This window comes from Pseudomonas sp. WS 5079, from assembly GCF_012985465.1.
Classification (GTDB): Bacteria; Pseudomonadota; Gammaproteobacteria; order Pseudomonadales; family Pseudomonadaceae; genus Aquipseudomonas.
The window spans coordinates 201,057-219,801 of record NZ_JAAQWN010000003.1 but is presented as its reverse complement, the minus strand read 5'-3'; the positions used below and the strand labels follow the sequence as shown (position 1 = coordinate 219,801).

Here is an 18,745-nt window from a genome sequence, read left to right as displayed (position 1 = left end):
GTCTTTTAGGTTTTTGGAGTCAGACGTGAAGCAGCGCGTCGAGTTTACCGGCGCGCTCCAGGGCGAACAGGTCGTCGCATCCACCGATATGCTGGGTACCGATCCAGATTTGCGGCACAGAGGTGCGCCCCGCCTTCTGGGCCATCTCGGCACGCACCGCAGGCTTGCCATCGACCTTGATCTCTTCGAAGGCAACCTGTTTGCTCTGGAGCAACTGCTTGGCTCGCATGCAATAGGGGCAATAATCGCTGGAATAAACGACAACCTGGCTCATATCACTTCACCAACGGCAGGTTATCGGCGCGCCAGCTGGAGATACCACCCGACAGCTTGGCGGCGGTGAAACCGCTCTTCATCATTTCGCGGGCATGGCCACCGGAGTGCTGGCCCTGGGCGTCGACCAGGATAATGGTCTTGGCCTTGTGCTTTTCCAGCTCGGCGATGCGGGCGATCAGCTTGTCCTGGGGGATATTCAGCGCGCCAACGATATGGCCGGCGGCAAAGTCCTTGGCCGGACGGATGTCGACGACAACGGCCTGGTCCTTGTTGACCAGCGCGGTCAGCTCGGCGGTGCTGAGGCTACGGCCGCCACGGCTCACTTCATGAGCAATCAGCAGCGCCAGCAGTACAACGAAGGCACCGACCAGCAGATAGTGAGAGGTAGCAAATGCAATCAGGTGATCAACCATCAAGGAGGTTCCAGGGCGTTAAAATGGCGGTAAGTATACACAGCCGCCATGGGGGGCCAACCCCCGTAAAGCGGTGACGGCATCGGAACTTCGCTTTAAACTGCCACTCCCTTTTCAATCGCCTTCCTTTAATACCGCCGCGAGAGGATCTATGACTACCACGCCTAAACCTTTGGTCCTGATGATTCTCGATGGCTTCGGTCACAGTGAAAACCACCACGACAACGCCGTATTCGCGGCGAACAAGCCCGTACTGGACCGCCTGTGCGCCAGCGTACCCAATGGCCTGATCTCCGGATCGGGCATGGACGTCGGCCTGCCGGACGGCCAGATGGGCAACTCTGAAGTCGGCCATATGAACCTGGGCGCCGGACGAGTGGTATATCAGGACTTCACCCGCGTGACCAAAGCCATCCGCGATGGCGAGTTCTTCGAGAACCCGACCATCTGCGCCGCGGTGGATAAAGCCGTCGCCGCCGGCAAGGCCGTGCATTTCATGGGCCTGCTGTCCGACGGTGGCGTGCACAGCCATCAGGACCACCTGGTGGCCATGGCCGAACTGGCCTACAAACGCGGCGCCGAGAAGATCTACCTGCACGCCTTCCTCGATGGCCGCGACACCCCGCCCAAAAGCGCGCAATCGTCTATCGAACTGCTGGACGCGACCTTCGCCGCCCTCGGCAAGGGCCGCATCGCCAGCCTGGTTGGCCGCTACTTTGCCATGGACCGCGACAACCGCTGGGACCGTGTGTCCCAGGCCTACAACCTGATCGTCGACGGCAACGCCGAATTCAACGCAGCCACCGCCCAGCAAGGCCTGGAAGCCGCCTACGCCCGTGGCGAGAGCGATGAGTTCGTCAAGGCCACCACCATCGGCGAGCCCGTGAAGGTCGAAGATGGCGACGCCGTGGTGTTCATGAACTTTCGCGCCGACCGTGCCCGCGAACTGAGCCATGTGTTCGTCGATGAGGGTTTCAAAGACTTCGAGCGCGCGCGCCAGCCGAAAGTCGAGTTCGTGATGCTGACCCAATACGCCGCCAACATCCCGGCCCCATCGGCCTTCGCCCCGGGCAGCCTGGAAAACGTGCTGGGTGATTACCTGGCGAAAAACGGCAAGACCCAACTGCGTATCGCCGAAACCGAGAAATACGCCCACGTCACCTTCTTCTTCTCCGGCGGGCGTGAAGAACCGTTCCCCGGCGAAGAGCGCATCCTGATCCCGTCGCCGAAAGTCGCCACCTACGACCTGCAACCGGAAATGAGCGCACCGGAAGTTACCGACAAGATCGTCGACGCCATCGAACACCAGCGTTATGACGTGATCGTGGTCAACTACGCCAACGGCGACATGGTCGGCCACAGTGGCAACCTGCAAGCCGCGGTCAAGGCCGTGGAATGCCTGGACCTGTGCGTAGGCCGGATCGTCGACGCCCTGGAAAAGGTCGGCGGCGAAGCACTGATCACCGCCGACCACGGCAACTGCGAGCAGATGTCCGACGAGTCCACCGGCCAGGCCCACACCGCCCACACCACCGAGCCGGTGCCGTTCATTTATGTCGGCAAGCGCGACTTCAAAGTGCGCGAAGGCGGCGTGCTGGCGGACGTGGCGCCGACCATGCTCATGCTGATCGGGCTCAAGAAGCCTGCCGAGATGACCGGCACCTCGATTCTGGTCTAAACCAAAACACCCTGTAGGAGCCGGCTTGCCGGCGATGGCGCCTGATTGATCACCACAAGGTTCAAGGCCCCCATCGCTGGCAAGCCAGCTCCTACAGTGAGTTAGAGGTGTTTTTGAGGGTGGCGTTTAGCCATACCCTGCCGTATGGCAGCTAACTTACCCATTGGGCGTTTTTTTTGCAGCGTGGGGCGGGCATACTAGGCCGTCCCTTTCCCTGGTGTCGCCCGCCTCTATGCTTCGCGCCTTGATTACCCTTGCTCTTGTCTGCGTGCTCCAACCGGCCTTGGCCGACGAGCGTGCGCAAACCCAACAACAGTTGGACGCTACGCGTCAGGACATTACCGAGCTGAAGAAACTGCTCGGCAAGCTCCAGGAAGAAAAATCCGGGGTGCAGAAAGACCTGCGCGGCACGGAAACCGAAATGGGCAAGCTGGAGAAGCAGGTCCAGGAGCTGCAAAAAGAACTAAAGAAGAGCGAGTCGGAACTGGAGCGACTCGACGGTGAGAAAAAAAAACTCCAGAGCGCGCGCGTTGAACAGCAACGCCTGATCGCAATCCAGGCCCGTGCCGCCTACCAGAACGGCCGCCAGGAGTACCTCAAGCTGCTGCTCAACCAGCAGAACCCGGAAAAATTCGCCCGCACCCTGACCTACTACGACTACCTGAGCACCGCGCGCCTGGAGCAACTCAAGAGCTTCAACGAGACCCTGCGCCAGTTGGCCAACGTCGAGAGGGAAATCGCCGATCAGCAAAGCCAGTTACTGGCCCAGAAAAGCAGCCTCGACACCCAGCGCGACGAGCTGGACAAGGTGCGCAAGGAACGCCAGCAGGCCCTGGCCAAGCTCAACAGTGACGTAAAAGCCCGTGATGCCAAGTTGCAGGCGCGCCAGCAGGACCAGGCCGACCTGGCCAAAGTACTGAAAACCATCGAGGAAACCCTGGCACGCCAGGCCCGCGAAGCCGAACAAGCGCGGCAGAAAGCGCTGATCGCCCAGCAGGAAGCAGAAAAAAAGCGCCAGCGTGAAGCCGAGGCGCTCGCCAGCGACGCCCCGCGTAAACCGGCGCGTGCAGCCCCCGGCCCACTGGTTTCCAGCGCCGGTGAATCGTTTGGCGGGCCTTTTGCTACTGCCCGAGGCAAACTTCCATGGCCAGTTGATGGTCGACTACTGGCACGCTTTGGTGAAACCCGTGGCGATGACACCCGCACCAAGTGGGATGGCGTGATGATCAGCGCCTCTGCGGGCAGCCAGGTGCATGCCGTGCACGGCGGGCGCGTGGTGTTCGCCGATTGGCTGCGCGGCGCCGGTTTGCTGGTGATTCTTGACCACGGCAATGGCTATTTGAGCCTTTACGGCCACAATCAGACGTTACTCAAGGCCGCAGGTGATGTTGTAAAAGCCGGTGAATCCATCTCCACTGTCGGTAACAGTGGCGGCCAGGACACCCCGGCGCTGTACTTCGCTATTCGTCAGCAGGGCCGCCCGAGCGACCCTGCACAATGGTGTCGCGCCCAAGGATAGGCCGCACCTACATTAGGAGTTCGTTCGACATGCTGCATTTGTCCCGCCTCACTTCGCTGGCCCTGACGATCGCCCTGGTGATCGGCGCGCCTATGGCATTCGCCGACCAGACCGCCCCGTCAGCCACGGCCGCGACCACCAAGGCACCGCTGCCGCTGGACGAATTGCGCACCTTTGCCGAGGTCATGGACCGGATCAAGGCAGCCTATGTCGAACCTGTGGACGACAAGACCCTGCTGGAAAATGCCATCAAAGGCATGCTCAGCAACCTCGACCCGCACTCTGCCTACCTGGGTCCGGAAGATTTCGCCGAGCTGCAGGAAAGCACCAGCGGCGAATTCGGTGGCCTGGGCATCGAGGTCGGCGCCGAGGACGGCATCATCAAGGTGGTGTCGCCAATCGATGACACCCCGGCGTCCAAGGCCGGCATCCAGGCCGGCGACCTGATCGTCAAGATCAATGGCCAGCCGACCCGTGGCCAGACCATGACCGAAGCCGTCGACAAGATGCGCGGCAAGGTCGGCCAGAAAATCACCCTGACCTTGGTGCGTGACGGCGGCAGCCCGTTTGACGTGACCCTGACCCGCGCCACCATCGTGGTCAAGAGCGTGAAGAGCCAGTTGCTGGAATCGGGTTACGGCTACATCCGCATCACCCAGTTCCAGGTCAAGACCGGCGACGAAGTGGCCAAGGCCCTGGCCAAGCTGCGCAAGGACAACGGCAAGAAGCTCAACGGCATTGTCCTGGACCTGCGCAACAACCCCGGCGGCGTGCTGCAATCGGCAGTGGAAGTGGTCGACCACTTCATCACCAAAGGCTTGATCGTCTACACCAAGGGCCGCATCGCCAACTCCGAACTGCGCTTCTCGGCCACCGGCAAGGACCTCAGCGAAAACGTCCCGCTGGCGGTGCTGATCAACGGCGGCAGCGCCTCGGCCTCGGAAATCGTCGCCGGCGCCCTGCAAGACCAGAAACGCGGTGTACTGATGGGCACCACCAGCTTCGGCAAGGGCTCGGTGCAAACCGTGCTGCCGCTGAACAACGAGCGTGCGCTGAAGATCACCACGGCGCTGTACTACACGCCTAATGGTCGTTCGATCCAGGCCCAGGGCATCGTGCCGGATATCGAGGTGCGTCGGGCCAAGATCACCAACGAGAGCGACAACGAATACTTCAAGGAAGCCGACCTGCAAGGTCACCTGGGCAATGGCAACGGCGGCGCCGACCAGCCAAGCGGCAGCGGCCCGAAAGCCAAGCCCATGCCACAGGACGACGACTACCAACTGGCCCAGGCGTTGAGCCTGCTCAAGGGCCTGAGCATTACGCGCAGCCGTTGATATGCGTTTTGCGCTCATCCTCGCACTGTTGTGCAGCCTGGCAGGAGTCGCCCAAGCGACTCCTGCCGACCAGCCCCGCAAAGCCTACCTGACCCTGATCATCGACGACCTTGGGCAAAACCTGCCCAGGGATCGTCGCGTGCTGGCCCTGCCCGGCCCGGTGACGGCGGCGATCATGCCCGATACCCCGCACGCCGCCGAGTTCGCCCGCGAAGCCCATCGCGCCGGCAAGATCGTGATCCTGCACATGCCCATGGACCCGGCCACCGGCCCGTTCGCCTGGCACCCCGAGCTGCCTGTCGAAGAACTGGGCAAGCGCCTGGATGCAGCGTTCAAGGCCGTGCCCTACACCGCCGGCATCAACAACCATATGGGCAGCCGCATGACCGCTGAGCCTGGCGCCATGGCGTGGTTGATGGGCGAGTTGCAGCGCCGGCACAAGTTTTTCGTCGACAGCCGCACCAGCGCCAAGACCGTGGCCGCCGCCGAGGCACAGAAGATCAACCTGGCCCACGTCTCGCGGGATGTATTTCTGGATGACGAACGCACCGAAGCGGCCATCACCACGCAGTTGCAAACGGCTATCAAGCTGGCGCACAAACAGGGTTCGGCAGTGATGATCGGCCACCCATACCCACAGACCCTGGCGGTGCTGGAGCGCGAGCTGCCCAAGCTCAAGGCCCAGGGCGTCGAGTGGATTGATATCAAGCTGATGATCAGTGTGCGCAGCAACCAGGCCATGAGTGGCCACGGCAAAAATGGCATCTACCGCTAGATAGCTACCGCACCGCCGCACGTGAACACCTGAATAGTGAGCGGACAACACTCAACTATCAGGATGATCATGACCCCCTCTCGACACCTTCTCTCTGGGCTGTTGCCCAGTACCCTTTACACAGCCCTCATCGCCGCGCCCAGGCTTCTGCACAATAACCGGCAACAGCACCAAAGCCAGGCCCTGTGTACCGCCAGCCTGCTGGATACGCGCAATGCGCACGGAAAATCCGGTCCGGCCTATGTGGTGACCAGCAGCCATTGTCTGCATCGTCTCGGCGGTCTGGTACATGAGGATCTGCCGATCAAGGGCAGCGTCAACTTCAACTATTTCGACGACACCCTGGAAACCATCAAGGCTTATCCACTCAAAACCCTCAAGTGGAGCAGCAGCCAAGGGGTGGACCTGGCCATCGTCGAGCTGCACACCTCGCTGGCAAGCCTGATTGACGATGGGATCACGCCCTTGAAACTGGCTGAGGCCGCGCCCGCCGATGGCGCTGACATTCTGGCCCTGACAGCGCGCCTATCGACGCCCGCAACGCCTATATCAACGACCCTATTGGCCCGCAAACCGCCCAGAACCCATCGCTCTGTTTCGCCCACTCGATGACGCGGTCAGCGGGCCAGAGGACCACCTCACCAAGATCCTTTTTGTAAATAACAAGCCTGTCAAAGTCTGCACCTATGCCTGTGATCAGGCCGACCAACCCTCAACCCTACGGGTTGACTTCATAAAGCCTCGCTAACAACCGGAGCCCCACGAATGGAATCGATAAAATTTGGCAATCTGCTCATTAATTTCACAACGGAGTTCAGTCGACTCTGGGACAACAAGGGTTCACCCAACGCATCACCCGTCAGTTTTTGGCGCCCGGTACCGTCCGCCGACTTCCTCACCGACTACTTTCCGCTCGGCGACCATGCGGTTGCCGGACACGACGGTATCAACCATAAAGCCACGGTCGCTGTGGTATCGGAGGCCCCTGCACTAACCGAAGAAGAGCGCAGTAAAGGCAACGCACTCATGCCACCCATCGAGTTCGAAAAAGTGTGGGATGACAAAGGCTCCAGTGCCCATTCGAACGGGGCCATCTGGCGCCCGCTTCCACCCACCGGCTATGTAGCAATGGGACTGGTGGCCACTGATGGCTACGAAAAACCTTCACTCAACACGATCCGGTGCGTTCGAGCGGATCTGGTGATTGCCTCATACATCAGCGACCCGATCTGGAACAACAGGCGCAGCCCCGCCCGGCTGGACTTCAGCGCCTGGGGCATCAGCCCTCCAGGGGCGGCGGCAGGCGAGGTGTACCTGTCGGCAGGAACCTTTGTCGGAGTCGCCAGCTATACCAAACCCTCGGTACACATTGCGGCTTATTCATTGCGCATGCAGATCCCCCTGCAGGCCAAGGCCCCGCCTCCGGCGCCAGCACTTGCAAGCGAGCGACAGCCTTCGCCTTTCGAAAAGGCCGAAGTGACCTATATCGCAAAACTGGCCTGGTTTACCGTCACGGACCCCAATCTGTCGCCCCTCCAACAACTGCGTACGTCCCCCACTTACCGACTGGAACGATCGGACAAATACATATTGGTCGGGTTTGGTCATAACAACAGCTCGCTGAACCAGACCTTCAAATGGACCGCTACGCGAGGGCAGAACGGCAGTAGCCTCAAGACACTGACCGACACCACGGCCATCGAAATTGGCACTGAATGGGGTTTCAACGTGTGGGGCGCTTCGGGCAAGGTCTCGGCAAAACTCAGCGGCAGCCTCACGCACACGCAAACGTCCTCCGAAGGGTGGACCAGCTCGACCACTTTTGAAGTCAACGCCACAGTTCCCGCGCACAAGGCGGTAGCCGTCTATCTGGTGCAAAGCAATTACAAGCTGCTGCGGGAAAACGGTACGCAAGTGTCAACTAGCATCAGCTACACCGACGGTGACAGTGTGTATTGGAGCGAATACCCACCGCGCGGTCACTTGCAAGCCGTTGCCAGCGCCTGCCTCATGAACCGCTAGAGATAGCGCGCCATGATCTGATCGACCACGCCTTCCTTACGTAGCTGGTCCAGCGCCGCCTGCAGTTTGGCCACCACCTCATCCGGCACGTCCTTGTTCAGTGCCAGATACAGCTGGGCGCTGTTGAAGCGCAGCACCGTCTTGAGCCCGGAAACACCGACCTGGCGCGCCAGATACCGCCCGGCGGGGTCGCCGGTGGCCCAGAGGTCGATCTGCCCCTCCATGAGCTTTTGCGCATTGTCCTGGTCGCGCAGCACGATAATCGGCTTGAGCCCGCGTTTTTCCAGGGTCTGGGCAATGGCATCGCCTTTATAGGCACCGATCTTGTAGGTGCGGGCGTGCTCAAGGTCGGTCAGTTGGATGCTGCTGTCGGCCCTGGCCAGCAGCACCCAGTCATCCGGGCCGATGGGTCCGACCCACTTGAACAACGCTTCGCGGTCCGGCAGGCGCGCCATCACGAATACGCCGTAGCCTGGCTGTTCCAGGGCGAGTTTATAGATCCGCTCCCAGGGGAAGCGCAACGTGAGGTTGTAGGAAATGCCGGCCTGCTTGAAGGTCTCGCGGACAATGTCCACCGCAATGCCTTCGATGTTCTCGTCCTTGGCAAAATTCTTGCCGTTTTTCGCCATGTTGTAAGGCGGAAAGTTTTCCGTCAGCAGCACCAGGGAGGTGCCGGAAGGCTCGGCGGCGTTGGCCGAGCCCGCCAACAGAATGGAAGAACTGGCGAGGGCAAGCAGCAGGTCTTTGAACATGTAGGGTTACCGGAATCCATGGCAGGCCCCAGAGTGCCGCGAGCCTGTCATGGTGTCCAGTGGCGTTTAGCGTACGACGATGCCGCGTGCAGCCATGTAGGCCTTGGCCTCGGGAACGGTGTATTCGCCAAAGTGGAAAATGCTCGCCGCCAACACCGCACTGGCGTGGCCTTCGATGACGCCATCGGCCAGGTGTTGCAGGTTGCCCACCCCACCGGACGCAATCACTGGAATACCCAGCGCATCGCTGATGGCGCGGGTCACGCCCAGGTCGAAGCCATTTTTCATGCCGTCCTGGTCCATGCTGGTCAGCAAAATCTCACCGGCGCCCAGGCCTTCCATCTTCATCGCCCACTCCACCGCATCCAGGCCGGTAGGCTTGCGCCCGCCGTGGGTGAAGATCTCCCAACGCGGGGTTTCACCGGGGCCTGAGACTTTCTTGGCGTCGATGGCGACGACGATGCATTGTGAACCGAAATGCTGCGCGGCCTCGCCGACAAACTCCGGGTTGAACACCGCCGCAGTGTTGATCGAAACCTTGTCTGCACCCGCGTTAAGCAGGTTGCGGATGTCTTGCACGGTGCGCACGCCACCGCCCACGGTCAGCGGGATAAACACCTGGCTGGCCATGCGCTCCACGGTATGGAGCGTGGTGTCGCGGCCGTCGACGCTGGCGGTGATGTCGAGAAAGGTAATCTCGTCGGCGCCCTGCTCGTCGTAGCGACGGGCAATTTCCACCGGGTCGCCGGCGTCACGGATGTTCTCGAACTTGACGCCCTTGACCACCCGACCGTTGTCGACGTCCAGGCAAGGGATGATGCGTTTGGCCAGCGCCATGGTCAGTCCTCAGCCTTTGTAGGCATCGCAGTAAGCCTGGGCTTCGGCGACGTCCAGGGTGCCTTCGTAGATCGCGCGGCCAGTGATGGCGCCAATGATCCCCGGCGCCTTGGCGTCCAGCAGCGACTTGATATCGCCCAGGTTGTGGATACCACCGGAAGCGATCACCGGGATTTTGGTGGCAGCCGCCAGCGCCGCGGTAAACGGTACGTTGCAGCCCTGCATCATGCCGTCTTTGGCGATGTCGGTATAAACGATGGCGGACACACCGTCGGCTTCGAACTGCTTGGCCAGGTCGATTACCTGCACGGTGCTGATTTGCGCCCAGCCGTCTGTAGCGACGAAACCATCCTTGGCGTCCAGGCCCACGATGACCTTGCCCGGGAACGCGCGGCAGGCCTCGGCGACGAAGGCCGGGTCTTTCACGGCCTTGGTGCCGATGATCACGTAGCTCACGCCCGCCTTGACGTAGTGCTCGATGGTTTCCAGGGAGCGGATACCGCCACCGATCTGGATCGGCAGGTTCGGGTAGCGCTTGGCGATGGCCGTCACCACTTCGCCATTGACCGGCTGGCCTTCGAAGGCGCCGTTCAAGTCCACCAGATGCAGGCGACGGCAGCCGCCCTCCACCCACTTGGCAGCCATGCTCACCGGGTCATCGGAGAACACCGTGGAATCTTCCATGCGGCCCTGGCGCAGACGTACGCAAGCGCCGTCCTTGAGATCGATAGCGGGGATAATCAGCATCTGGCAAACCTTATTCGATATTCAGCATTGCTCGGAAAATCAGGGTTTTTCGAGCGCCCACAAGTCGCTTTCGATGCTCTCGAACCTTTCTTTAAGGTGCGTCTGCACATCGAAAATCGCCCTGTTGTAATAGTGCGGAGCAATTTCAGTGGTGAACAGTTCGAGGATCTCAGCCACCTCGAACGACCCGAGACGGAGCTCGAAGCGGTCTTCCATGAAACGCTTGATCTTGTCGGTCGCCTCACTCTCCTGCTGGGGAGTGAGGTTGAGGATCGGCGGCTTGATCTTCTTGGCCATTACCAGCGCCCGTCCCAGCTGGCGAAGTTCTGCAGCAACTGCAGGCCATGGGTATGGCTTTTCTCCGGGTGGAACTGCACGGCAAAGCGCGAGCCTTCGGCCAGGGCTGCGGCGAAATCGACGCCGTAGTGCCCGCCACCCACCACCTGGCGCGGGTTACCGGCGGCAATGTAGTAGCTGTGCACGAAGTAGAAACGCGCCATGTCCGGGATGTCGTGCCACAACGGGTGATCGACGGTGCGGCGCACTTCGTTCCAGCCCATGTGCGGGACTTTCAGGTGTTCGCCGTCTTCGTGCAGATCCTTGCCGAAAAACTTCACCGCGCCTGGGAACAGGCCGATGCAGTCGACGCCGCCATTCTCTTCACTGCGATCGAGCAAGGCTTGCATGCCCACGCAGATCCCGAGGAACGGCCGGTCCTGGCTGACTTCGCGCACCAGGCTGTCAAAGCCCAGGCGGCGGATTTCGGCCATGCAGTCGCGAATCGCGCCCACACCGGGGAACACCACGCGGTCGGCTTCGCGGATCACCTGCGCATCGCTGGTGATCAGCACCTTGCCGGCACCGACGTGTTCGAGGGCCTTGGCCACCGAATGCAGGTTGCCCATGCCGTAGTCGATAACCGCGACCGTCTGCATTACAGAACGCCCTTGGTCGACGGCATTTGCCCGGCCATGCGGTCATCCAGCTCCACCGCCATGCGCAGGGCGCGGCCGAAAGCCTTGAACACGGTTTCGATCTGGTGGTGGGTGTTGGTGCCGCGCAGGTTGTCGATGTGCAGGCTGACCAGGGCGTGGTTGACGAAGCCCTGGAAGAATTCCTGGAACAGGTCCACGTCAAAGCCACCCACCGTGGCGCGGGTGTAAGGCACGTGCATCTGCAGGCCTGGGCGGCCCGAGAAGTCGATGACCACACGCGACAGCGCCTCATCCAGCGGGACATAGGCATGGCCGTAACGGCGGATGCCTTTTTTGTCGCCGATGGCCTTGGCAAACGCCTGGCCGAGGGTGATACCGACATCCTCCACGGTGTGGTGGTCGTCGATATGCAGGTCGCCCTTGCTGACGATATCCAGGTCGATCAGCCCATGACGGGCGATTTGATCCAGCATGTGCTCAAGAAAAGGGACACCGATATCAAATCGGGCCTTTCCGGTGCCATCCAGGTTGATCGAGGCTTTGATCTGGGTTTCCAGAGTGTCGCGCTCGACGGACGCCTTACGTTCGGCCATCACCAGCTCCGCAAAATCATTGGGCGAAAAAGGTGGCCATTATAGGGGCTGCGGGCGCTAAACAGAAACATCGAACGGGATAAGACTGACGGCCTGTCGGGGATAGACATGTGCATACAACCCCCGACAAGCACGCAACAACCCTTGTAGGAGCCGGCTTGCCGGCGAAGCATTCGCAAGATCAGCATCGACCTTACTGACGCCATCGCCGGCAAGCCGGCTCCTACAGGTTTTTACATCAGTGGAATAGCACTGCAGTCTTCTGCAAGGTCACCCACACGCCCCACGCCAGCGGGATACCTACAACCAGCCAGGCAGCAATGGCCAATGGCACGGTGCCAGAGGCTGCTTTCCACTCCAGGGAAGTGCTGGCATCAGCGCCCTTGTCATGGCCCAGGGCCTGTTCGGCAGCCAGTTCGGCGTCGGTCATGAAGTACTTGTCGGCCACCGGGCGTACCAGCAGGTTGCAGATAAAGCCCAGCACCAGCAGGCCGGCGAGGATGTACAAGGTGATGTCATAGGCCGCAGCGCGTTCGACGCCGATGCTCAACTGATACTCACGCAAGTAGTTCACCAACACCGGGCCCAGCACGCCGGCCGCCGCCCAGGCGGTGAGCAGGCGACCGTGGATCGCGCCGACCATTTGCGTGCCGAACAGGTCCGCCAGGTAGGCCGGTACGGTCGCGAAGCCGCCGCCGTACATCGACAGGATGATGCAGAACGCCGCCACGAACAGCGAGACGTTGCCCAGGTGGCCGAGGTTCGGGATCAGCGCATACAGGGCAAAGCCCAGGGCGAAGAACACGAAGTAGGTGTTCTTACGGCCCAGGTAGTCGGAAAACGACGCCCAGAAGAACCGCCCACCAATGTTGAACAGGCTCAGCAGCCCGGTGAAACCCGCCGCGATGGCGGCGATGGAGGCCAGTTGCCCGGCATCCAGTTGACCAAATGGCACGTCCACGCCCAGCAGCTTGCCGCCAAACACTTCCTGCAACAGCGGCGACGCCATGCCGAGGATGCCGATACCGGCCGATACGTTCAGACACAGCACCAGCCAGACCAGGCGAAATTGCGGGGTTTTCCAGGCCACGTTCACGTGCACGTGACGGTGGGTGATCATCGCGTTGCTGGCTTTTTTCGCCGGCGCGGTCCAGCCCTCAGGCTTCCAGCCGGTCGGTGGCACACGGTAGGACAAGGCACCGCCGATCATGAACACGAAGTAGATCGCGGCCATTACCAAAAAGCTCTGCCACACGCCCACGCCGGTCGGCGAGGCAAAGTGGCCCATCAGCGCTGCCGCCAGCGGCGCACCGACCATCGCCCCGCCGCCAAAGCCCATGATCGCCATGCCGGTGGCCATGCCGCGCTTGTCCGGGAACCACTTGATCAGGGTCGAGACCGGCGAGATATAGCCCAGGCCCAGGCCGATACCGCCAATGACCCCGGAGCCGAGCCACATCAGCCAGATCTGGTGGGTATAGATCCCCAGCGCCGAGATCAGCAGGCCACCACACCAGCACAGTGCCGAGACCACACCGGCCTTGCGCGGCCCGGCGTGTTCCAGCCAGCCGCCCCAGATCGCTGCCGAGCAGCCCAGGAAGATGAAGAACAGGGTGTAGATCCAGCCCAGCATGGAAATCGGCCAGTCGCAGGACGACGAGAAGATCTGCGCGATAAAACTCATGTCCGGCGCACAAGCCACCGGCGCGGTCACACCCAGCGCCTTGGACAGTGGCAGCCAGAACACCGAGAAGCCGTAGGCCATGCCGATGCACAAGTGGATGGCCAGGGCGGCCGGCGGAACCAGCCAGCGGTTGAAACCGGGCTTGGCGATGATGCGCTCCTTGGACAGGAACGCAGGCTGCGCAGCAGTAACGCCGGCCGCAGTGCTAGTGTTCATTGGTGTTTCCCCCAGTTATTGGTCTGTGTTCGCCAGGCGCTCTCCTCCTCGGCCTTTGCACGCAATGCGTGGCCGTTTTGTCGAGTGAAGCTCCTTGTAAGCGCGACGTTTCGTCGCAGAAGGCGGGCGAACGCGCAAAGATTAGCATCTGGCGCAGCGAGAGAAACCAAACTGACACTACCTTTTTCGGTTCATCTGTTTTGTTTGACACTATGTAACGATGCGTAAACAGCCGTGGACCTCGCGGCGTTATACTCTGCGGCTAAATTTTAAAATCGACACACAAGGACTCGCCCATGAAAGCGTTCGGCAAAATCCTGGGTCTGGTACTTCTCGGGCTGTTGCTGATCATTGTGGCTCTGGGCTTTGCCCTGACCCACCTCTTCGATCCCAACGACTATAAAGACGAGATTCGCCAGATTGCCCGCGACAAGGCCCACATCGAGCTGACGCTCAATGGCGATATCGGCTGGAGCCTGTTCCCCTGGCTGGGCCTGGAGTTGCATGAAGCCAGCGTGGCTACCCTGAGCAATCCTGCCCAACCGTTTGCCGACCTGCAGATGCTCGGCCTGTCGGTACGCGTGCTGCCGCTGCTGCGCCGCGAAGTGCAGATGAGCGATGTGCGCGTCGAGGGCCTGAACCTGCGCCTGACCCGCGACAAGCAAGGCCATGGCAACTGGGAAGATATCGGCAAGGCACCGCCCGTCGTGGCTACCGGTACCGCCGATGCACCCGCGACGACTGCGCCAACCACGGCGCCAGCGCCGGAGAAACCGGCCCAGCCGATCCGCCTGGACATCGACAGCCTGACTGTCAACAACGCCCGCATCGAGTACAACGACGAGCAGACCGGCAAGCAGTTCAGCGCCGAAAGCATCCAACTGAGCACCGGTGCCGTGCATGAAGGCGCAAGCATTCCGGTCAAGCTCACCGCGTTCTTCGGCAGCAACCAGCCGGTAATGCGGGTCAAGAGCGAGCTCAACGGCGAGCTGCGTTTTGATCGTGCCCTCAAGCGCTATCAGTTCGAAGACATGAAAATCGCAGGCGAAGCCACTGGCGAGCCGCTGCAAGGCAAGACCGTGACGTTTGCCACCCAGGGCCAGTTGCTGGTGGACCTGTCGGCAAACATTGCCGAGTGGACCGGCCTCAAGCTCTCGCTCAACCAACTGCGGGCACTGGGCGAACTGAAGGTCAACGACCTGGATAAAACCCCGCAGATCAGCGGCGCCCTGTCGATTGCCCAGTTTGACCTGGCCAAGTTCCTCGACAGCGTCGGCCAGCCGCTACCGGCCATGGCCCCAGAGAGCCTGAGCAAGGTCGAACTGGTCAGCCGCCTGCAAGGCACGCCGTCGAGCATGGCCCTGGAAGACCTCAACCTCAAAGTCGATGGCAGCACCTTCACCGGGCGCCTGGCGGTGGAGGACTTTGCCAAGCAAGCCCTGCGCGTGCAGTTGAAGGCCGACACGTTCAATGCCGACCACTACCTGCCCGCCAAGTCCGAGGCCGCCAACAGCGCCGCCGTTGCGCGCAAGGCCGAGGTGCAGAGCAGCGAAGCCGGGGCCATGGCCGCCGGTGGCACCACGCCGTTGCCGGACGCGCCGACCAAAGGCGCCTGGAGCACCGACAAGCTGCTCCCGCTGGCGCGCCTGCGCAGCCTGGACGTGATTGCCGACCTGTCCTTCGGCCAACTGACCCTGAGCCAGTTGCCCATCGAGAATGCAGCACTCAAGGCCTCCGGCCAGGGTGGCCAACTCAAGCTCGACACCTTGAGCGGCGGTCTCTACAACGGCACGTTCCAGGCCAGCGGCAGCCTCGATGCACGGGAGGATGTGCCGGTGCTGGCGCTACAAACCAAAATCAAGCAAGTGCCGGTCGAGCGGATCCTGCAGGCCCAGGGGCAAACCCCGCCGGTCAAGGGCCAGATCACCCTCGACAGCAACCTGAGCGGGCGTGGCAACAGCCAGAAAGCGCTGATCGACAGCCTCAACGGCACCGCCAGCTTCGTCATCAACAATGGTGTGCTGCTCAATGCCAACCTTGAGCAACAGCTGTGCACCGGCATTGCCCTGCTCAACCGCAAGACCCTGGCCGCCACACCGCGCAGCAAGGACACTCCGTTCCAGGAACTCAAGGGCAACCTGACCTTGCGTAATGGCGTGGCCAGTAATCCGGACCTGAAAGTGCGCATCCCCGGCCTGACCGTCAACGGCAATGGCGACGTGGACCTGCGCGTACTGGGCATGGACTACCGCGTGGGCATCATCGTCGAAGGCGACAAGCGCGACATGCCGGACCCGGCCTGCCAGGTCGGCTCGAACTTCCAGGGCATCGAAGTACCGCTGCGCTGCCGTGGCCCGTTGGAGCTAGGTGCCAAGGCCTGCCGCCTGGACAAGGACGGCCTGGGCCAGGTGGCCGCTAAAGTGGCGGGCAACAAGCTCAGCGAGAAGATTGAAGAGAAGCTCGACAAGGTCAATCCCAAGCTCAAAGACGCCCTCAAAGGTTTGTTCAACCGATGAGAAACGAGCAATTTTCAGCGGCCGTGCTCGACTGGTACGACCGTCACGGCCGCCATGACCTGCCCTGGCAACAGGGCATCACCCCGTATCGGGTGTGGGTCTCGGAAATCATGCTGCAACAGACCCAGGTCAGCACGGTGCTCAATTACTTCGATCGCTTCATGGCCTCGCTGCCAACGGTCGAAGCCCTGGCGGCCGCGCCGGAAGATGAAGTGCTGCACCTGTGGACCGGGCTGGGCTACTACACCCGGGCACGCAACCTGCAAAAGACCGCGAAGATTGTCGTCGCCGAATACGGCGGCGAGTTTCCCCGCGATGTAGAGAAACTCACCGAGCTGCCGGGCATCGGCCTGTCCACCGCCGGCGCCATCGCCAGCCTGAGCATGGGCCTGCGCGCGCCGATCCTCGACGGTAACGTCAAGCGCGTGCTGGCACGCTTTACCGCCCAGGAAGGCTACCCGGGCGAGCCCAAGGTGGCCAAGCAGCTGTGGGCCACTGCCGAGCGCTTTACCCCCCACGACCGCGTCAACGCCTACACCCAGGCCATGATGGACATGGGCGCCACCCTCTGCACCCGCAGCAAGCCCAGCTGCCTGCTGTGCCCCCTGGAAAAGGGCTGCGAGGCGCACATGCTGGGCCTGGAAACCCGCTACCCGATCCCCAAGCCACGCAAGACCATCCCGCAAAAGCGCACGCTGATGCCGATGCTGGCCAACCAGGAGGGCGCGATCCTGCTTTACCGTCGCCCCTCTACAGGGCTGTGGGGCGGGCTGTGGAGCTTGCCGGAACTGGACGGCCTGGACGACCTGGAACACCTGGCCAACCAGCACTCACTGGCGCTGGGCAAACATCAGGAACTACCCGGGCTGGTGCACACCTTCAGCCACTTCCAGTTGGCTATCGAACCCTGGCTGGTGCAGGTCGAGGAATCGGCCCATCACGTGGCCGAGGCCGACTGGCTCTGGTATAACCTCGCCACCCCGCCGCGCCTGGGCCTTGCCGCCCCGGTGAAAAAACTGCTGAAGCGCGCGGCCGACGTATTGAACGCAGGAGTTTCGTCATGACCCGCACCATCATCTGCCGCAAGTATCACGAAGAACTGCCCGCCCTTGAGCGCGCCCCATTCCCCGGCGCCAAGGGCCAGGACATTTTCGACCACGTCTCCGCCAAGGCCTGGGCCGACTGGCAGAAGCACCAGACCCTGCTGATCAACGAAAAACGCCTGAACATGATGAACGCCGAAGACCGCAAATATCTGCAGGGCGAGATGGACAAGTACTTTTCCGGCGAGGATTACGCCAAGGCCGACGGCTACGTGCCGCCTGCTCAATAATTGAGCAAAAACCGGGGTTGGCACGTAAGCGACGGTAATAATTAAATATTTTTTGAAAACTTGCTTGACGACCCCCTGAAAAACCCGTTTAATGCGCCCCGTTGCCCAGATAGCTCAGTCGGTAGAGCAGGGGATTGAAAATCCCCGTGTCGGCGGTTCGATTCCGTCTCTGGGCACCACTTATTAGATTCAGGTGGTGCAAACATCATCTGAAACACACAAGAAACCCGCCTAGTGCGGGTTTTTTGTTGCCTGCGATTTAGTGCGCCAGCGCCCCTCTGGTTACTTTTAGGTTAACGCCAAGCCTCACGGGCATCCGATGTGTTATTTATCGCGCTGCTCAACCGTCTAGCCTTAATCCACTCTTCAGCAAGGTAGTTACTTCATGACCCGGTATTTGTTCTGCACGCTGTTAATGCTGACAGCGCTGCTCAGCGGATGCGCCACGACGATGGACGTCGCGATCAATGCAACCCCTGATCCGGACTATCACTTTGACCGACAGGCGCCCGTGCTGGTGACATCGGTCGGCGGCAATAGCGAGAATGCGCTCAATGCCCGCTACTACCTGCGCGACATGGTCAGCGCCATGAAGGACCAGGGGTTTCGCGAGGTCTATACCGACGTGACCCTGCCCAAGAATCGCACGCCAAAAATCACCATCACCCTCGATATCGACAGCCACCAGGTGACCTACCGCTATACCGCCACCGAGTATGGGCAGGTGCCAACCAGCACCTCTACCGTGTGCAAGAACAGCAAGAAAAAAAGCGACCAGATGATCTGCACCAGCACGCCGAACACCACCTATGGCCCGGTAGGCAGTTCGGAACGCACCGGCTACACCACCCTCACCACCTTCACCGCCACGGCTCGGGATGAGGCGAGCAAACGCGCGGTGTACCTGCTGCGGGTAACGTCCTACAACGAGGACTGCCAAGCGGCCAAGGTCGAGGCCTTCCTGGTGCAGCAGGGCTTGCAGAACCTGAACTTCCAGGACCGTGTGCAGCGCAACTACAGCGTCACGATGCCCGAGGGGTATCGCTGCAAATAGTTCGTCGCACCATTCCAGGTAGTGCAGGGCGAATGTCACTTCGCAGTCCTGCCTGACT

General features: G+C 61.3%; 19 protein-coding genes and 1 tRNA gene. 11 read left to right on the top strand and 9 right to left on the bottom strand.

Features of this window, described 5'->3' with window-relative positions; all coding sequences use genetic code 11:
* Nucleotides 1–19 precede the first annotated feature (19 nt).
* Both grxC and HBO05_RS09760 read right to left on the bottom strand, forming a co-directional pair.
* Nucleotides 20–274 (bottom strand): glutaredoxin 3, encoded by a 255-nt coding sequence (gene grxC, locus HBO05_RS09765; protein ID WP_172312494.1) that lies wholly within the window; start codon nt 272–274, stop codon nt 20–22.
* Nucleotide 275: 1 nt separating this feature from the next.
* The gene (locus HBO05_RS09760) at nt 276–689 is read right to left on the bottom strand and encodes a rhodanese-like domain-containing protein (protein WP_029295907.1); all 414 of its coding nucleotides are present in this window, start codon (nt 687–689) and stop codon (nt 276–278) included.
* A gap of 151 nt (nt 690–840) precedes the next feature.
* On the opposite strand from HBO05_RS09760, the gene gpmI reads away from it, so the two are divergent.
* The 6 genes from gpmI (at nt 841) to HBO05_RS09730 (ending at nt 8,020) form a co-directional block, all read left to right on the top strand.
* Complete coding sequence (gpmI, locus tag HBO05_RS09755) at nt 841–2,367, top strand: 2,3-bisphosphoglycerate-independent phosphoglycerate mutase (protein WP_172312492.1); 1,527 nt, start codon at nt 841–843, stop codon at nt 2,365–2,367.
* A 232-nt stretch (nt 2,368–2,599) separates the two neighbouring features.
* Complete coding sequence (locus HBO05_RS09750; protein WP_172312490.1) at nt 2,600–3,886, top strand: murein hydrolase activator EnvC; 1,287 nt, start codon at nt 2,600–2,602, stop codon at nt 3,884–3,886.
* A gap of 29 nt (nt 3,887–3,915) precedes the next feature.
* Nucleotides 3,916–5,223 carry a S41 family peptidase gene (locus tag HBO05_RS09745; RefSeq protein WP_169955646.1) on the top strand — a complete coding sequence of 436 codons (1,308 nt, stop codon included), beginning with the start codon at nt 3,916–3,918 and terminating at the stop codon, nt 5,221–5,223.
* A 1-nt stretch (nt 5,224) separates the two neighbouring features.
* Nucleotides 5,225–5,998, top strand: a complete 774-nt coding sequence (locus HBO05_RS09740) for a divergent polysaccharide deacetylase family protein (RefSeq protein WP_172312488.1) — start codon at nt 5,225–5,227, stop codon at nt 5,996–5,998.
* A 69-nt stretch (nt 5,999–6,067) separates the two neighbouring features.
* Entirely contained in the window at nt 6,068–6,610 is a 543-nt protein-coding gene (locus HBO05_RS09735; RefSeq protein WP_178121770.1) for a hypothetical protein, read from the top strand.
* A gap of 153 nt (nt 6,611–6,763) precedes the next feature.
* A complete protein-coding gene (locus HBO05_RS09730) occupies nt 6,764–8,020 on the top strand; it encodes a Vps62-related protein (RefSeq protein ID WP_172312486.1) in 1,257 nt (418 codons plus the stop codon).
* Here the strand turns inward: HBO05_RS09730 and HBO05_RS09725 are convergent.
* The 7 genes from HBO05_RS09725 to HBO05_RS09695 all read right to left on the bottom strand — a co-directional run bounded on the left by HBO05_RS09725 (nt 8,017) and on the right by HBO05_RS09695 (nt 13,784).
* Nucleotides 8,017–8,772, bottom strand: coding sequence for an ABC transporter substrate-binding protein (locus HBO05_RS09725; RefSeq protein ID WP_169955643.1), 756 nt, complete (start codon nt 8,770–8,772; stop codon nt 8,017–8,019). The two genes, HBO05_RS09730 and HBO05_RS09725, sit on opposite strands and share 4 nt — an antisense overlap.
* Nucleotides 8,773–8,838: 66 nt before the next feature.
* Nucleotides 8,839–9,609 carry an imidazole glycerol phosphate synthase subunit HisF gene (gene hisF / locus HBO05_RS09720; RefSeq protein ID WP_003171107.1) on the bottom strand — a complete coding sequence of 257 codons (771 nt, stop codon included), beginning with the start codon at nt 9,607–9,609 and terminating at the stop codon, nt 8,839–8,841.
* Nucleotides 9,610–9,618: 9 nt separating this feature from the next.
* Nucleotides 9,619–10,356, bottom strand: coding sequence for a 1-(5-phosphoribosyl)-5-[(5-phosphoribosylamino)methylideneamino]imidazole-4-carboxamide isomerase (gene hisA, locus HBO05_RS09715; protein WP_038445290.1), 738 nt, complete (start codon nt 10,354–10,356; stop codon nt 9,619–9,621).
* Between the two features lie 39 nt (nt 10,357–10,395).
* Entirely contained in the window at nt 10,396–10,653 is a 258-nt protein-coding gene (locus HBO05_RS09710) for a DUF2164 domain-containing protein (RefSeq protein ID WP_029295898.1), read from the bottom strand.
* A complete protein-coding gene (hisH, locus tag HBO05_RS09705) occupies nt 10,653–11,291 on the bottom strand; it encodes an imidazole glycerol phosphate synthase subunit HisH (RefSeq protein ID WP_057437127.1) in 639 nt (212 codons plus the stop codon). The genes HBO05_RS09710 and hisH overlap by 1 nt, the downstream gene beginning before the upstream one ends.
* Nucleotides 11,291–11,884: an imidazoleglycerol-phosphate dehydratase HisB gene (hisB, locus tag HBO05_RS09700; protein ID WP_003218037.1), complete on the bottom strand. Its 594-nt coding sequence runs from the start codon at nt 11,882–11,884 to the stop codon at nt 11,291–11,293. The genes hisH and hisB overlap by 1 nt, the downstream gene beginning before the upstream one ends.
* A gap of 238 nt (nt 11,885–12,122) precedes the next feature.
* Nucleotides 12,123–13,784, bottom strand: a complete 1,662-nt coding sequence (locus HBO05_RS09695) for an OFA family MFS transporter (protein WP_169955640.1) — start codon at nt 13,782–13,784, stop codon at nt 12,123–12,125.
* 296 nt (nt 13,785–14,080) lie between these two features.
* Here HBO05_RS09695 and HBO05_RS09690 point away from each other — a divergent pair, with 296 nt between their 5' ends.
* The 5 genes from HBO05_RS09690 to HBO05_RS09670 all read left to right on the top strand — a co-directional run bounded on the left by HBO05_RS09690 (nt 14,081) and on the right by HBO05_RS09670 (nt 18,687).
* Nucleotides 14,081–16,300, top strand: a complete 2,220-nt coding sequence (locus HBO05_RS09690) for an AsmA family protein (RefSeq protein ID WP_172312484.1) — start codon at nt 14,081–14,083, stop codon at nt 16,298–16,300.
* Nucleotides 16,297–17,364, top strand: coding sequence for an A/G-specific adenine glycosylase (gene mutY, locus HBO05_RS09685; RefSeq protein WP_172312482.1), 1,068 nt, complete (start codon nt 16,297–16,299; stop codon nt 17,362–17,364). The genes HBO05_RS09690 and mutY overlap by 4 nt, the downstream gene beginning before the upstream one ends.
* Entirely contained in the window at nt 17,361–17,633 is a 273-nt protein-coding gene (locus tag HBO05_RS09680; protein ID WP_038445278.1) for an oxidative damage protection protein, read from the top strand. Before mutY ends, HBO05_RS09680 begins: the two co-directional genes overlap by 4 nt.
* 103 nt (nt 17,634–17,736) lie before the next feature.
* Nucleotides 17,737–17,812: transfer RNA gene (locus tag HBO05_RS09675), tRNA-Phe, on the top strand.
* 206 nt (nt 17,813–18,018) lie between these two features.
* On the top strand, nt 18,019–18,687 hold the full coding sequence (locus HBO05_RS09670; RefSeq protein WP_169955637.1) for a hypothetical protein: 669 nt from the start codon (nt 18,019–18,021) through the stop codon (nt 18,685–18,687).
* Nucleotides 18,688–18,745: the final 58 nt, after the last annotated feature.

Coding starts and splice junctions, on each gene's coding strand:
- grxC (WP_172312494.1), bottom strand. CDS start 274: ATGAGCCAGGTTGTCGTTTATTCCAGCGATTATTGCCCCTATTGCATG.
- HBO05_RS09760 (WP_029295907.1), bottom strand. CDS start 689: ATGGTTGATCACCTGATTGCATTTGCTACCTCTCACTATCTGCTGGTC.
- gpmI (WP_172312492.1), top strand. CDS start 841: ATGACTACCACGCCTAAACCTTTGGTCCTGATGATTCTCGATGGCTTC.
- HBO05_RS09750 (WP_172312490.1), top strand. CDS start 2,600: ATGCTTCGCGCCTTGATTACCCTTGCTCTTGTCTGCGTGCTCCAACCG.
- HBO05_RS09745 (WP_169955646.1), top strand. CDS start 3,916: ATGCTGCATTTGTCCCGCCTCACTTCGCTGGCCCTGACGATCGCCCTG.
- HBO05_RS09740 (WP_172312488.1), top strand. CDS start 5,225: ATGCGTTTTGCGCTCATCCTCGCACTGTTGTGCAGCCTGGCAGGAGTC.
- HBO05_RS09735 (WP_178121770.1), top strand. CDS start 6,068: ATGACCCCCTCTCGACACCTTCTCTCTGGGCTGTTGCCCAGTACCCTT.
- HBO05_RS09730 (WP_172312486.1), top strand. CDS start 6,764: ATGGAATCGATAAAATTTGGCAATCTGCTCATTAATTTCACAACGGAG.
- HBO05_RS09725 (WP_169955643.1), bottom strand. CDS start 8,772: ATGTTCAAAGACCTGCTGCTTGCCCTCGCCAGTTCTTCCATTCTGTTG.
- hisF (WP_003171107.1), bottom strand. CDS start 9,609: ATGGCGCTGGCCAAACGCATCATCCCTTGCCTGGACGTCGACAACGGT.
- hisA (WP_038445290.1), bottom strand. CDS start 10,356: ATGCTGATTATCCCCGCTATCGATCTCAAGGACGGCGCTTGCGTACGT.
- HBO05_RS09710 (WP_029295898.1), bottom strand. CDS start 10,653: ATGGCCAAGAAGATCAAGCCGCCGATCCTCAACCTCACTCCCCAGCAG.
- hisH (WP_057437127.1), bottom strand. CDS start 11,291: ATGCAGACGGTCGCGGTTATCGACTACGGCATGGGCAACCTGCATTCG.
- hisB (WP_003218037.1), bottom strand. CDS start 11,884: ATGGCCGAACGTAAGGCGTCCGTCGAGCGCGACACTCTGGAAACCCAG.
- HBO05_RS09695 (WP_169955640.1), bottom strand. CDS start 13,784: ATGAACACTAGCACTGCGGCCGGCGTTACTGCTGCGCAGCCTGCGTTC.
- HBO05_RS09690 (WP_172312484.1), top strand. CDS start 14,081: ATGAAAGCGTTCGGCAAAATCCTGGGTCTGGTACTTCTCGGGCTGTTG.
- mutY (WP_172312482.1), top strand. CDS start 16,297: ATGAGAAACGAGCAATTTTCAGCGGCCGTGCTCGACTGGTACGACCGT.
- HBO05_RS09680 (WP_038445278.1), top strand. CDS start 17,361: ATGACCCGCACCATCATCTGCCGCAAGTATCACGAAGAACTGCCCGCC.
- HBO05_RS09670 (WP_169955637.1), top strand. CDS start 18,019: ATGACCCGGTATTTGTTCTGCACGCTGTTAATGCTGACAGCGCTGCTC.